The 13799-nt window shown below is 68.4% G+C and carries 12 protein-coding genes and 1 riboswitch; of the genes, 6 read left to right on the top strand and 6 right to left on the bottom strand.

Annotation, left to right across the window (positions count from 1 at the left end):
• Positions 1–199 precede the first annotated feature (199 nt).
• Complete coding sequence (locus ACWEIJ_RS44715) at positions 200–2608, top strand: ComEC/Rec2 family competence protein (protein WP_449843378.1); 2409 nt, start codon at positions 200–202, stop codon at positions 2606–2608.
• The gene (locus tag ACWEIJ_RS44710; RefSeq protein ID WP_449843406.1) at positions 2491–2946 is read left to right on the top strand and encodes a hypothetical protein; all 456 of its coding nucleotides are present in this window, start codon (positions 2491–2493) and stop codon (positions 2944–2946) included. The genes ACWEIJ_RS44715 and ACWEIJ_RS44710 overlap by 118 nt, the downstream gene beginning before the upstream one ends.
• A 51-nt stretch (positions 2947–2997) precedes the next feature.
• Here the strand turns inward: ACWEIJ_RS44710 and thrC are convergent, their stop codons facing one another.
• Positions 2998–4254: a threonine synthase gene (thrC, locus tag ACWEIJ_RS44705; protein WP_355450505.1), complete on the bottom strand. Its 1257-nt coding sequence runs from the start codon at positions 4252–4254 to the stop codon at positions 2998–3000.
• Between the two features lie 11 nt (positions 4255–4265).
• Positions 4266–4397, bottom strand: a riboswitch (SAM riboswitch).
• A 78-nt stretch (positions 4398–4475) separates the two neighbouring features.
• Between thrC and holA the strand changes: the two genes are divergently transcribed.
• Positions 4476–5453: a DNA polymerase III subunit delta gene (gene holA / locus ACWEIJ_RS44700; RefSeq protein ID WP_449843377.1), complete on the top strand. Its 978-nt coding sequence runs from the start codon at positions 4476–4478 to the stop codon at positions 5451–5453.
• On the opposite strand, the gene ACWEIJ_RS44695 is transcribed toward holA, so the two are convergent.
• The 5 genes from ACWEIJ_RS44695 to ACWEIJ_RS44675 form a co-directional block, all read right to left on the bottom strand.
• A complete protein-coding gene (locus ACWEIJ_RS44695) occupies positions 5450–5815 on the bottom strand; it encodes a pentapeptide repeat-containing protein (protein ID WP_449843376.1) in 366 nt (121 codons plus the stop codon). The two genes, holA and ACWEIJ_RS44695, sit on opposite strands and share 4 nt — an antisense overlap.
• Before the next feature lie 376 nt (positions 5816–6191).
• A complete protein-coding gene (gene rpsT, locus ACWEIJ_RS44690) occupies positions 6192–6458 on the bottom strand; it encodes a 30S ribosomal protein S20 (RefSeq protein WP_449843375.1) in 267 nt (88 codons plus the stop codon).
• A gap of 123 nt (positions 6459–6581) precedes the next feature.
• Complete coding sequence (locus tag ACWEIJ_RS44685) at positions 6582–8837, bottom strand: beta-glucosidase (protein ID WP_449843374.1); 2256 nt, start codon at positions 8835–8837, stop codon at positions 6582–6584.
• Between the two features lie 115 nt (positions 8838–8952).
• Positions 8953–9180, bottom strand: a complete 228-nt coding sequence (locus ACWEIJ_RS44680; protein ID WP_449843373.1) for a hypothetical protein — start codon at positions 9178–9180, stop codon at positions 8953–8955.
• Positions 9180–10103 carry an SPFH domain-containing protein gene (locus tag ACWEIJ_RS44675; RefSeq protein WP_449843372.1) on the bottom strand — a complete coding sequence of 308 codons (924 nt, stop codon included), beginning with the start codon at positions 10101–10103 and terminating at the stop codon, positions 9180–9182. Before ACWEIJ_RS44675 ends, ACWEIJ_RS44680 begins: the two co-directional genes overlap by 1 nt.
• 74 nt (positions 10104–10177) lie before the next feature.
• On the opposite strand from ACWEIJ_RS44675, the gene ACWEIJ_RS44670 reads away from it, so the two are divergent.
• The 3 genes from ACWEIJ_RS44670 (at position 10178) to ACWEIJ_RS44660 (ending at position 13477) form a co-directional block, all read left to right on the top strand.
• Positions 10178–10612 carry an NUDIX hydrolase gene (locus ACWEIJ_RS44670; RefSeq protein WP_449843371.1) on the top strand — a complete coding sequence of 145 codons (435 nt, stop codon included), beginning with the start codon at positions 10178–10180 and terminating at the stop codon, positions 10610–10612.
• Between the two features lie 42 nt (positions 10613–10654).
• Positions 10655–12001, top strand: coding sequence for a polysaccharide lyase 6 family protein (locus ACWEIJ_RS44665; protein ID WP_449843370.1), 1347 nt, complete (start codon positions 10655–10657; stop codon positions 11999–12001).
• Between the two features lie 135 nt (positions 12002–12136).
• On the top strand, positions 12137–13477 hold the full coding sequence (locus tag ACWEIJ_RS44660; protein ID WP_449843369.1) for a polysaccharide lyase 6 family protein: 1341 nt from the start codon (positions 12137–12139) through the stop codon (positions 13475–13477).
• The last annotated feature ends 322 nt before the right edge of the window (positions 13478–13799 follow it).

Genomic DNA, 13799 nt, shown 5'->3' with positions numbered 1-13799 from the left:
CCGCAGCAGCCATCCGCCCCGGTCACCAACCACCCGACCCGTCCACCCACCCAGGCGAGCGACAACCGCACATCGACCTCACCTGGCACCACCCAGATCTCCGCCCACCCCTGATCGAACCGACCACCGCGCTTCCTCAACCACGCCAAGGCAGCCCAAGCCCTGACCCCAGGCCTCCGACCGGGCACCGGAGGCCGCAATGGCCCGCAGACACCCGCTGACCCACGACTACCGCCTGGTCCCCGCCGCAACAGCGGTGTGGACGACCTCCGTCGCCGGCCTCTTCCTGAACTGGCAGGCAGCAGTCCTCACCGGCCTGGCCGCAGGACTCATCGGCCTGGTCGCCTGGCGCAGGGCGTGGTGGACCAGGACGTGCGCGATCGCCCTCCTGATCTCCGGCCCGGTGGCCGCGGCGTGGATAGGCGGCGCCGTGCTGAGAGCCGAAACCCACCCACTCCGCCTCGCCGCCAACGACGGCCGCGCCACCACCCTCACCGTTGAACTCACGACCAGACCCCGAGGCATCCAGGCTGCGGGCTTCGGTGGCCACCAGGCCGGCGTCGACCACGTGGTGATCACCGCGAAGGCCAACGGCGCTCACCTCGTCCTGCTGGCTCCGGCCGACCGGTGGCGAACGCTGTTGCCGGGCCAGAAGGTCACCGCCAAGGGAACGCTGGCGCCACCGAGAGGCGGCGACCTGTCCTCGGCACTGCTCAGAGTTCGCGGCCCGCCGATCGACCCGCAGCCACCGCCGTTCTGGCAACGCTGGGCGGACGACCTCCGCGACGGCCTGAGAGACGCCAGCGCTGTCCTCGGCGACGAGGAAGCCGGACTCCTGCCGGCGCTGGTGGTGGGCGACACCGACCAGATGGCTCCGCGCATCGTCGACGAGTTCCGCACCGCCGGGCTGTCGCACCTGCTTGCTGTGAGCGGCGCGAACCTCGCCATCGTGTGCGGCGCGGTCTACCTGCTGGCCAAGCGGCTCAGAGCCGGCCCGCGGACGGCGGCTGCGGCGGCGATGGCGGCGCTTGTCGGGTTCGTGGTGCTGGCTGGCCCGGAGCCGAGCGTCCTCAGAGCGGCGGTCATGGGTGCCGTCACCTTGCTCGCCCTCGTACTGGGCAGGCGAAGGTCCACACTGCCCAGTCTCGCCACGGCCGTTCTGGTCCTGGTGTTCGTCGACCCGGCATTGGGTGGTGAGCCGGGGTTCGCGCTGTCCGTGGTGGCCACGGCGTCGCTGGTGCTGGTCGCGCCGAAGTGGTCGAAGGCGCTGAAGCAACGCGGCGTGCCGAACGGTTTGGCCGAGGCGGTCGTTGTGCCGACGGCCGCGAGCCTGGCCACGGCTCCGTTGGTCGCGGGGCTGTCCGGTCAGGTGAGCCTCGTGGCGATCGTCGCCAACCTGGTGGCCGGACCGGTGGTCGCGCCGGCGACGGTGCTGGGTGTGGTGGCGGCGGCCATCGCGCCGCTGCACCGGCCGGCGGCCGAGCTGGTCGTGCACATCGCCGGACCGGCGGTGACCTGGTTGATCCAGGTCGGACGGCAGTCGGCGACGGTGCCCGGTGCCTCGGTCGGCTGGCCGAAGGGCTGGCTCGGAGCGCTCGCGCTGCTGGCGGTCACGGCAGCGGTGGTGTTGTTGCTCCGCTTCAAGAAGACGCGGACGTTGGTCGTCGCGGTGCTGGTCGGCGGGTTCGTCGTGCTGGTGCCGATGAAGGTCATCGCACCGACGTGGCCGCCCGACGGCTGGAAGGTCGTCATCTGCGACGTCGGTCAGGGCGACGCGCTGGTTCTGGCGACGGACGAACCCGACCGAGCGGTCGTCGTGGACACCGGACCCGACCCCGGCGCGGTCGACCGATGCCTGAAGACGTTGGGAATCAAGAGGATTCCGCTTCTCGTGCTGACGCATCTGCACGCGGATCACGTGCAGGGCCTGCCTGCGGTGCTCACCGGGCGTGCGGTGGGTGCCATCGCGACCGGTCCGCTCAAGGAGCCCGCATGGGCGTGGAAGGAGGTGAACAGGCAGGCCCGCGGTCACGGCGTGCGGGTCGTGGAACCCAAGGTGGGCGAGCGGTTCGCCTGGCCCGGGCTGGAAGTGGAAGTCCTGGGCCCGCGGCGGCCACCGACATCAGACGACACGAACACGACGGTCAACGACTACTCGCTCGTGCTGAAGGCACACACCAGAGCAGGCCGTGTGCTGCTCACCGGTGACGTCGAACTGGCAGGCCAGTCGGCGTTGCTGGGGGAGCGGGACCTCGGGGTCGAGGTGCTCAAGGTGCCGCACCACGGGTCGCGGTACTCGCTGCCCGCGTTCCTCAAGGCCACGCATCCGCGAATCGCGCTGGTGAGCGTGGGCGCCGGCAACCGCTACGGGCATCCCAGCGAGCACGTGCTCGACCTGTTGCGGGCGGGAGGTGCGCTGGTGTTGCGCACGGACAAGGACGGCGACCTGGCGGTCCTGCCGGGAAACCGAACAGTGAGAAGGAGAAGAGAATGGTCTGGATCAGGCTGCACAACGCGCGTTACCCGGTTCCCGGTGGCACGCCCCGGATCGCGTGGGCGATGTGGCAGACGAACTACTCGGCGACGCCATGGCCGCACGACGAGCTGAAACCCGATTTCGGTTACTACATCTGCGAAACACTCGAAGACGGCACACGCGCTCTCACCTATCGGGGGACGGTCACGCACGTGCTGCCGCCCACCAAGGTCGGCAAGCCGGAGGAGGCGTACGACCTCGTCGCGGAGCACCTGTTCGACGAGGGTCTGCGGATCGCGCCGCACGACTGGCACAACTACCACTACAACGCGCTGAAGGCGGAAGCCCCGTGGCCGCAACGGATCGTGGCGTGGCGCGCGCGAGTGGAGCCGTTCGGGCCGCACGTGATGGAAGGCCTGCAACGGTTCCCGCGCTCCGGCTGGACGCAGACGGACGCGATTTCCCTCTGAGACAACATGAGTCCGGGGACGCGTGCGCGTCCCCGGACCGGAAGGAGGTGACTAGCCCAGCGCCTTGATGACGGCCTCGGCCGACGGCGGCACCGTCGCGCGCGGGCCGATCGTGTCGCCGAGCGCGTCGAGGGTCTTGAGGCCGTCGCCGGTGATCAGCAGCACGGTCTCGCCGTCCGGGTCGAGCTGGCCCGACTCGATCAGCTTCTTCGCCGTCGCCACGGTCACGCCGCCGGCGGTCTCGGCGAAGATGCCCTCGGTGCGGGCGAGGAGCTTGATGCCCTCGACGACCTCTTCGTCGGTCACGTCCTCGATGGCGCCGTTGGTGCGGCGGACCGCGTCGAGCACGTAGGGGCCGTCGGCCGGGGCGCCGATCGCCAGCGAGCGGGCGATGGTGTCCGGACGGACCGGGCGGATGACGTCGTGGCCTTCCTTGTACGCGGCGGACACCGGCGAGCAGCCGGTGGCCTGGGCACCGAACACCCGGTACGGGGTGGCCTCGACCAGGTCGAGCTGGCCGAGCTCGCGGAACGCCTTGTCCACCTTGGTGAGCTGGGACCCGGACGCGATGGGCACCACGATCTGGTCGGGCAGGCGCCAGCCGAGCTGCTCGGCGACCTCGTAGCCGAGGGTCTTCGAGCCCTCCGCGTAGTACGGGCGGACGTTGACGTTCACGAACGCCCAGTCCTCGTGCTCCGCGGCGAGTTCCTGGGCCAGGCGGTTCACGTCGTCGTAGTTGCCGTCGACGGCGATCAGGGCGCCCTCGTAGACGGCGCTCATGAGGATCTTGGCGCGCTCAAGGGAGGAGGGCACGAGAACCACCGACTGCCAGCCCGCGCGGGCGGCGGCCGCGGCGACGGCGTTCGCCAGGTTGCCGGTGGACGGGCAGGCCAGCACCTTGAAGCCGAGCTCGCGGGCCGCGGCGAGCGCGACGCCGACCACGCGGTCCTTGAAGGAGTGGGTGGGGTTGCCGGTGTCGTCCTTCACCCAGACCTTGCGGACGCCGAGGGCCTTGGCCAGGTTGTGGGCCTCGACCAGGCGAGTGCCGCCGGGTTCGGTGTTCGGGTGCTGTTCCACAGTGGACGGAACGGGGAGAAGGCCGCGGTAGCGCCAGATCGACCGGGGGCCGGCTTCGATGTCCTCGCGCCGGATCCTGCCGAAGTCGTAGGCCACTTCCAGCGGCCCGAAACACTCCAGACAGGCGTACTCAGGAGCGAGAGGAGTCTCATTACCGCACTCACGGCACAACAGTGCGCGGGCGGGGCCGAGGTCGAAGGTCGTGCTCGTGGGCACAGTGACAGCAGTCATCGCGAGGTATCTCCTCATCTTTCCCGCGAAATCGAACGGGTCGGAATTGGCACCGTGATCGTCTGCGCGCAGTTATGCACGTGGCGCTGACGCCGGTTGCCGGGGCTTCTTCGGGCCGGTCCCTCTGCCCCTCTGGATGAGCGGTGTTCAGTTGTGGCCACCAAGCTACGGCAACGGTCCGTTGCTCAGCCACAAACGTCCACGATCCGGGACGTGGGAGGATGCGGAGCGTGAGCGCACCGGAGTCACTGCACCTCGTCGTCGGCGAGGAGGAGTTGCTGGTCGAACGTGCTGTTCGGGCGGCTCTAGAGGCCGCACGCAAGGCCGATCCGAACGCCGACCTGACCCGCGTGCAGGTGACTGATCTCACCCCTCCCGAGCTGGCCGAACTGGTGAGCCCGTCGCTGTTCGCGGAGGGTCGCGTGATCGTCCTGCAGAACGCGCAGGAGATCAGCAAGGAGATCGCCGACACGGTGCTCTCCTACGTCAAGGCACCCGCGGACGGCGTCACGCTCGTCGTCGTGCACACGGGCGGTGGCCGCAGCAAGGCGGCCAAAGACCTGCCCGGACAACTGAAGAAGGCCGGTGCCGCGGTCACCGAGTGCGCGAAGGTCACCAAACCCGGTGATCGGGAAGCGTTCGTGCGCAACGAGGTGCGGCAGGCCGGCGGCAAGATCGACCCCGAGGCCGTCGCCACGCTCATCGACGCCGTGGGCACGAACCTGCGCGAGCTGGCCGCGGCGGCGTCCCAGCTCGTGTCCGACACCGACGGCAAGGTGACGGTCGACGAGATCCGCCGCTACCACCAGGGCAAGGCCGAGGTGACCGGGTTCGCGGTCGCCGAGAAGGCCGTGACCGGTGACCGGGCGGGCGCGATGGAGGCGCTGCGCTGGGCGATGCAGCTCGGCGTGCCGCACGTGCTGGTCGCCGACGCCCTGGCGGACGCGGTCCGCACGGTCGCGCGTGTCTCCGCGGTGGGCAGGGCCGACCCGTTCAGCCTGGCCGGGCCGCTCGGCATGCCGCCGTGGAAGATCAAGAAGGCGCAGGCCCAGGCCCGCGGCTGGGACCAGTCGGGCCTGGCCGACGCGATGCAGGTGGTCGCAGGGCTCAACGCCGACGTGAAGGGCGTGGCGGCCGACGCCGACTACGCGCTCGAACGCGCGGTGCTCAAGATCGTCGCCGCACACGGACGCCGCTAGCCGACACCGGCACAGGCGGCGACGCTCGGCTCCGGGACGGCCTGATCGCCGAAGTGGGTCTCCGAGTCGGTTTCCGCAACGGCTTTGATCTCGTCCGGCGTCTTGCCGAAGGCGCCGCGCAGGTCGGCGCCACGCAGGTCTGCCCCGGACAGGTTCGCGCCGTGGAGCTGTGCGCTCTTGAGGTCCGCGCGCTTCAGATCCGCCTTGCTCAGGTTCGCTTCGGTCAGGTTCGCGTACATGAGGCAAGCGGCTTCTGCCTTGGCGTACGTCAGGTCGGCAGCCCGCAGGTCCGCCCAAAACAGGTCGGCGAACGTCAGGTCGGCGCGGCTGAGCCGCGCGTTCTGCCCGGTCGGCATTCGCATGATCGGGTGGTCGGCTCGCTGCTGGACGGAGGCGCCGCTGCACTGCGGTGCGGGCCAGCACGCTGTGGATCGTGGATCGGCCCTTCGGCGAGTCGTCGGCGATGCGCCGCAGGGCGTGGATGGCGCCGAGCCGGGCGTCCACGGCGGGCGAGGAGAGCAGTTCGACCGACTTCGTGTAGCGGTCGGTGATCTGGCCTTCCTGTGTGGTCCGCAACGTCTGCGGGGTGTAGTAGAGCCCGAAAGCGGTGAACCCGACGCCGAGGAGCACCCCCGACGGCAGTCCATCCGCCGAAGCGGGACACCACAGCACCAGAACAGCGAAAGGGCCCGCTCAACGAGGAGCGGGCCCTTCTCAGAGGCTTGAACCGAGCGGGAATCAGCCCTCGAGCTGGTTCGCGCGCAGCGCCATCGCCGACTTCTTGTTGGCGGCCTGGTTCGGGTGGATGACACCCTTGGTGGCGGCCTTGTCGAGCTTGCGGGACGCGTCCTGCAGCAGCTCCAGGGCCTTCGCCTTGTCACCGGCCTCGGCAGCCTCGCGGAACTTGCGGATGGCCGTCTTGAGGGACGACTTGACCGACTTGTTGCGCAGGCGCGCCTTCTCGTTGGTCCTGATCCGCTTGAGCTGGGACTTGATGTTCGCCATGCGACATCACCCTTCTTGTCGAAACCGGAGTTCGTGACGCGCTTGGTCGGCACCGGCCAAGGGCCGGCTCTCCTCCACGGCGGAGTGCCGCGCGTTCACGACGACGAAGGATATCAGGCCTGCTCAGCGCACCGTGAACGCGGCCTTCTCGGCGCCCACCACGGCCTCGTAGCCACCGCGCGCGACCTCGCGCCTGCCGTCGCCGTCCACGTCGCCGACGGTCAGGGCCAGCTGCGAGAGCTGGAACGACACCTCGACCTGCTTCGACTGGCCTGCGGCGAGCTCGACGCGGGTGAAGCCCACCAGGCGCTGGTCAGGCGTCAGCACGGGCGAGGCCGGCTGCCGCACGTGAACCGGCACGACGACGGTGCCCGCACGTCCGCCGGTGTTCGCCACCGTGAACTTCACCACTGCCGTCGAGCGGTCGACGGCCACGGACGTGCCCGAGGTCGCGAACGACGTGTACGAGAGGCCGTGCCCGAACGGGTAGAGCGGGTCGTACTTGGCGGCGGCCGAGGTGTTCGCGCCCGGCAGCTGGTCGTAGGTGAGCGTCGGGTCACCGAGCGTCCGAGGCCACGACACCGGCAGCCGGCCGCTCGGGTTCACCGCGCCGAACAGCACGTCGGCGATGCCGCGGCCACCTTCGCTGCCCGGCAACCAGCCCGCGACCAGCGCGTTCGCGTCCGCCGCCGCCCCGAGCACCTGCGGGCGCGCGGTCAGCAGCACCACGACCACCGGCTTGCCAGTCGCCTGCACCGCGTCCACCCACGCCTGCTGATCGGCCGTCAGCACCGGGTTCTCCGTGTCGGCCGGACCCTCCGCGCCGGGCTTCTCGCCCAGGACGACGACGACCGCGTCCGAACCGGCAGCCTCAGCAACAGCGGCCGCAGGCGTCGGAGCATGCACGACGGAAGCCTCGGGAGCGGCCTCGCGCACACCGGTCAGCACGGTCGCGGTCGGCGGCAACGGCGAGTCGTCCGGCACGCCCTGCCACTCGACGGTCCAGCCGCCGAGCTGGCGCCGCACGTCGTCCGCGGTCTCCCCGGTCACGACGATCTTCTTGGCCGACGTGGACAACGGCAGCACACCGTCATTCTTCAGCAGCACGGTGCCTTCCGCGGCCGCCTGGCGCGCCAACGCCCGGTCCGCGCCCACGACAGCCCCGTCCGCCTTCGAGGCGTCGACGTACGGCTTCTCGAACAGCCCGAGGTCGAACTTGAGCTTCAGCACCCGCCGCACCGCCTGGTCGATCCGCCCGCGCGACACCGCCCCGTCGCGCACGTTCGCCAGCAGCAGCGAGGTGAACTCGGCCGCGTTGGACGGCTCCATCGCCATGTCCACCCCGGCGTTGACGCTCATCGCGATGGCCGTCCGGTAGTCCGGCGCGATCTTGTACCGGTCCACCAGGTACTTCATGTCCTGCCAGTCCGACACCGCGACGCCCTTGAAGCCCATCCGCTCCCGCAGCTGCTTCTGCAGCATGTACTTCGACGCGTGCACCGGTACCCCGTTGACCGACCCGGAGTTGATCATCACCGTGCGCACCCCGGCGTCGAACTGCGCCTGGAACGACGGCAGCACCACGTCCTGCAGCTGACGGATCGGAATCTGGGCGGGGGAGCGGTCGTGCCCGTTCGACGGCGCCGAGTAACCCGCGAAGTGCTTGGCGGTCGCGGTCAGCTGAGCGGTGTCGTCCACCTTGGACTGCTGTCCGCGCACGTTCGCGGCGGCCATCTGCCCGGCGAGGAACGGGTCCTCGCCGTAAGTCTCGTAGTAACGCCCCCAACGCGTGTCGCGCGCGATGTCCGACACCGGAGCGAAGTTCCAGAACACGCCCGTCGACCGCAACGCTTTGGACGCGGACACACCGATCCGCTCGGAAAGCGCCGGATCCCACGTGGCACCGAGCCCGATCTGGTGCGGGAACATCGTCGCCGAAAGCACGTTGTTGTGCCCGTGCACGCCATCCGCGCCGTAGATGATCGGGATCTTCAACCGGTTGTGCTCCAACGCATAGCGCTGGATCGCGTTGTTCATCTCGGCCCACGCGCGTGGCGTGTTCTCGACCGGTGCGTCACCGCCACCGGACAGGATCGAGCCCGTGTGCGCGTCGGAAAGCACGGCCTTCAGGCACGAGTCCACCAACGGCCCGTTGGCGTTGTTGCAGTCACCGCGCAGCTTCCCGACGCGGATCTGCACCATCTGCCCGATCTTCTCCTCGAGCGTCATCCGCCGCAGCAGGTCCTCGACCCGCCGCTCCGACGACGCGCGAGCGTCCAGGTAGATCTCCTTGCCGGCCGCCACACCACCGGCCGGCGTCAGCGACATGAGCAGCACGGCAACGCCCAGCACGGCGCGCCTGCGGGAAAACAAAGACAAGACTCCTCCACGTTCCCGTGCGCCCGCCGCACACGATCGCGTGGAGGAGTCGGACCGCACACCCGCCGAACGGAGGAACTCCGCGGAAGCGGTTTCATGCTGGTGAAACGCCTGTTCAGCCCTGGCTCGCCGAGTCGTCTTCCCCGACCGGGTTCTTCGGGGGCCTGCCGCGGCGAGGCATCTTCTTCGCCTCGCCCGGCAACCGACCGGCCTCCGCCAGTGCACGCCGCAGCAGGAACTCGATCTGCGCGTTGGTGCTGCGCAACTCGTCGTTCGCCCACCTGCTCAGCGCGTCGTGCACGGCCGGATCGAGCCTGAGCAGAACGCTCTTGCGCTCCGCCATCAGGTGTAGAGCGAACCGGTGTTCACCACGGGCTGAGTGGAGCGGTCACCGCAGAGGACGACGAGCAGGTTGGACACCATCGCCGCCTTGCGTTCCTCGTCGAGCTCGACGACGTCCTGCTCGGCGAGTCGCTGCAGCGCGAGCTCGACCATGCCGACGGCGCCCTCGACGATCCGGGTGCGGGCCGCGACGACCGCGGAAGCCTGCTGCCGCTGCAACATGGCCTGCGCGATCTCCGGCGCGTACGCGAGGTGCGTGAGCCGCGACTCGATCACCTTCACGCCCGCGGACTGCACGCGTGCCGAGATCTCGATCGCCAGCGTCTCGGTGATCTCGTCGGCGTTCTCCCGCAACGACAGACCGCCTTCCTCGTGGCTGTCGTACGGGTAGCTCGTCGCGATGTGCCGTACGGCGGTCTCGGTCTGGATGCCCACGAACCGCACGAAGTCGTCCACTTCGAACCGTGCGCGCGCAGTGTCTTCCACCTGCCACACGACCACCGCGGCGATCTCGATCGGGTTGCCGTCGGCGTCGTTGACCTTCAACGGCTGCGTCTCGTGGTTGCGGATCCGCGTCGAGATCTTCTCCCGCGTGGTGAACGGGTTGGCCCACCGCAGGCCGTCCGTGCGCACCGTGCCCACGTAACGGCCGAGGAACTGCAGCACGCGCGCCTGACCGGGCGCGACGGTGAACAGTCCCTTCATGATCAGGGAGGCGGCGAAGAGCACCAGCACCCCCGTGATGACAACCCCCGCGGACGGGTCGGTGCCCGCATCGGCCGCGTCCGCGATCCCTCGCACGAGCACCCAAGCACCCACCGCGTACACCGCCAGTCCTGCGAAGAACATCGGGAGACCGGGCAGCTCGCGTGCGTGCCTCTCACGCACTGCGGGCGCCGGCATGTGCACCGTCGTGTCGACCATCTGACTACCCCCTGTCGAAGTACTATCTAAGTGATATCACTTTTTCGCGATGATCACCAGCTAGGCTGATCCGCATGAGGGCGAAGAAGCAGCGCGTGGCCGCGTACGGGGTGTGCCTCAACGACAAGGACGAGATCCTGCTCGCGCGCTGGCTCGGTCCGAACGGCAAGCGGTGGATCCTCCCCGGCGGCGGCATCGACCACGGCGAGCACCCGTACGACGCGGTCATCCGCGAGTTCGAGGAGGAGACCGGCTACGACGTCGAGGTCCTGCGGCTGCTCGGCATCGACTCGGAGTTCCGCGAGGAGTCCCGCCGCGACTACCACGCGTTGAGGATCATGTACGAGGTCCGTGTCGTCGGTGGCGCGTTACGGAACGAAGTGGGCGGCACGACCGACCTCGCCCAGTGGTTCCCGATCGCAGACATCGGACAACTTGACCGCGTGCCTTCGCTGGATACGGCTCTTGGCTTGTACCGAACTACCCCACCTGCCGGAATATTGCGGTAACTTACGACTACCGCCGCCGACGACCATCACTGGAGTTGGCGAATGATCCGATCACTGGCCGCAGTCGGCGCGGTCGCCCTGCTGTCGTCCTTCGTCCAGATCCCCGCGTACGCGGCTGTCGTCGGCGTCTCGAACGTGTCCTCCCTGCAGGCCGCGATCGACTCCGCCCGGCCAGGTCAGCGCCTCGTGCTCGCCGACGGCGTGCACGCGGCCGGCCAGCCCGTCAAGATCACCAAGTCCGGCATCACCATCGCCGCGCAGACCGTCGGCGGCACGGTGTTCACCAGCGGTGGCTTCCAGCTCGGCGCCGTGAGGAACGTGACCATCGAGGGTTTCGTCTTCGACGGCACGAGCAAGCTCGACGTGCCGGTCGAGGCACAGGCCACCCGCATCACCCGCAACACCTACAACGGCAACAAGGACGGCGCTTCCCTCAGCGTGAGCGCCGACGACGTGCAGGTCGACCACAACACGTTCTCCAACCGCACCAGCGAGGGCGTGTACCTGCAGATCACCGGGCCCGGCGACGACATCGCCAAACGGACCTGGGTGCACCACAACTACTTCTACAACCATCAGTTCAAGGGTGCGAACGGCGGCGAGTCGATCCGGCTCGGCTACAGCCACAAGCAGTCGAAGTCGGCGAACGCGATCGTCGAGTACAACCTGTTCGAGAAGGCGGACGGCGACTCCGAGGCCATCTCGGTCAAGTCCTCGGACAACACGATCCGCTACAACACGATCCGCGACAGCAGGGGCTACATCGTCCTGCGGCACGGCAACCGCAGCACCGTCGAGGGCAACCTGCTCTTCAACAGCGGCATCCGGTTCCACGGCAACGACCACAAGATCTACAACAACTACGTGGAGAACACCCGCGACCGCGCGATGGTGTTCGGGTCGGGCAGCGAGGCGGACAGCGGACCGACCTCCAAGGGGCACGACCGCCCGGACCGCGTGACCGTCGCGTTCAACACGCTCATCGGCACCGGTGCGGTGGTGGACAGCGACGGCGGCAACTTCAACCCGAAGGACTGCGTGCTGGCGAACAACATCATCAAGGGCTCGTCCGGCGGTGTCGTCTCCATGCACAGCGGTTCGACGGTGAAGTACGAGGGCAACGTCATCTGGGGCGGGACCGGCGGCAGCATGCCGGCGTCGGGCTACAGGTCCGTCGACCCGAAGCTCGTGAAGGACGCCAACGGGCTGTTCCGGCTCACGTCCGGCAGCCCGGCCATCGACGCGTCGGTGGGCACCTACTCCTACGTGACGCGTGACTTCGACCCGCAGGCGCGCTCGGGCAAGCCGGACGTCGGCGCGGACGAGTACAGCACGTCGGCGATCCGCAAGGCGCTCACGAAGGCCGACGTCGGGCCCACGGCGCCGTAGCCTGCCCCTGAGGGCATACATCGGACCCATTCCTGCAGGACGGGGCAAGCGGCCCTGCCGGACTACCCCCTTCTGCAGGAACTCGGCAGTACTTTCGGTCCACCGCTGCCGATGGGCCACCACAGGAGTTGGCTAATGATCCGATCACTGGCCGCCATAGGTGCGGCTGCTCTGCTGTCGTCCTCAGTCCAGGCACCCGCGTACGCCGCCGTCGTCAGCGTGCCGAACGTGACCGCCCTCCAGGCCGCGATCAACGCGGCCAGAGCGGGTCAGCGCATCGTGCTCGCGGACGGCGTCCATCGCGCCACCAAGCCGATCAAGATCACGAAGTCGAAGATCACCATCGCGGCCAGGCACGCCGGCCGGGCGGTGTTCGAAACCGGCGGCTTCGAGTTCGGCGCGGTGCGCGGTGTGACGGTCGAGGGTTTCGTCTTCACCGGAACGAGCAAGCTGGACGTGCCGGCCGCGGCGGAAGCGACCCGCATCACCCGCACGACGTTCGACGGCGACAAGGACGGCGCCTCGCTCACCGTCAGCGCCAACGACGTCCAGGTCGACCACAACACGTTCTCGAACCGTTCGAACGAGGGCGTCTACCTGCAGATCACCGGACCCGACGGCGCCATTGCCCAGCGCACCTGGGTCCATCACAACTACTTCTACAACCACCACTACGACGGCACGAACGGCGGTGAGTCGATCCGGCTCGGCTACAGCTACAAGCAGCAGCTGTCGGCGTACGCGGTCATCGAGAACAACCTCTTCGAGAAGGCCAACGGCGATCCCGAGGCCATCTCGGTCAAGTCGTCGGACAACACGGTCCGGTACAACACCATCCGCGACAGCAAGGGCTACATCGTCCTGCGGCACGGCAACCGGACGACGGTCGAGGGCAACCTGCTGTTCGGCAGCGGCATCCGGTTCCACGGGAACGACCACAAGGTCTTCAACAACTACGTGGAGAACACCGGCGACCGCGCGATCGTGTTCGGCAGGGGCTCCGAGGCCGACAGCGGGCCGACCTCGAAGTTGCACGACCGTCCCGACCGCGTGGCGGTCACGTTCAACACCCTGATCGGAACGGGCGCGGTGGTCGACAACGACACCGACACCTATGCGCCCAAGGACTGCGTCTTCGCGAACAACATCATCAAGGGTTCGTCGTCGAAGTTCATCGACATGATGAGCGGCGCGACGGTGAAGTACGAGGGCAACATCATCTGGGGTGGCACCGCCGGCATCACTTCCGGTTACCGCTCCGTGGACCCGAAGCTGGTGCGCGACGCCAACGGGCTGCTGCGCCTCTCGTCCAGCAGCCCGGCGATCGAGAGCTCCGCGGGTACTTACTCGTACGTGACCCGCGACTTCGACCCGCAGTCCCGCGTCGGCAGGCCCGATGTGGGGGCGGACGAGTACAGCTCGTCGGCAGTTCGGAAGGCGCTGACGGCGGCGGATGTCGGGGTCTCCGCACCCTGACACGGGCATTTGTCCTGGTGGTCGCACGTTTCGCGGCCACCAGGACCCCCCGATTTGGAGATCGAAACAGGCCCGTGTAATGTTCTCTCTGCCAGCGCGGAACGGGCCGGAAATCAAAACCGGAACGAGCGGGGCACAAGCCGGAGAGAGAAAGCCTCCTAGAGGCCGATTTGACACCGGCGAGCAACACCAAATAAGCTTCAGCAACACAAGCCCCGAGTGAAAAACTCCGGAAACGGAGAATGGAACCGGTGAGCGCGTGTTCTTTGAGAACTCAACAGCGTGCCGAAACACAGCCAGTAATATGAATACTCCTCGTCAG

The sequence above is a fragment of the Lentzea sp. NPDC004789 genome, assembly GCF_053601075.1.
This window is presented reverse-complemented; position numbering and strand designations above follow the sequence as displayed.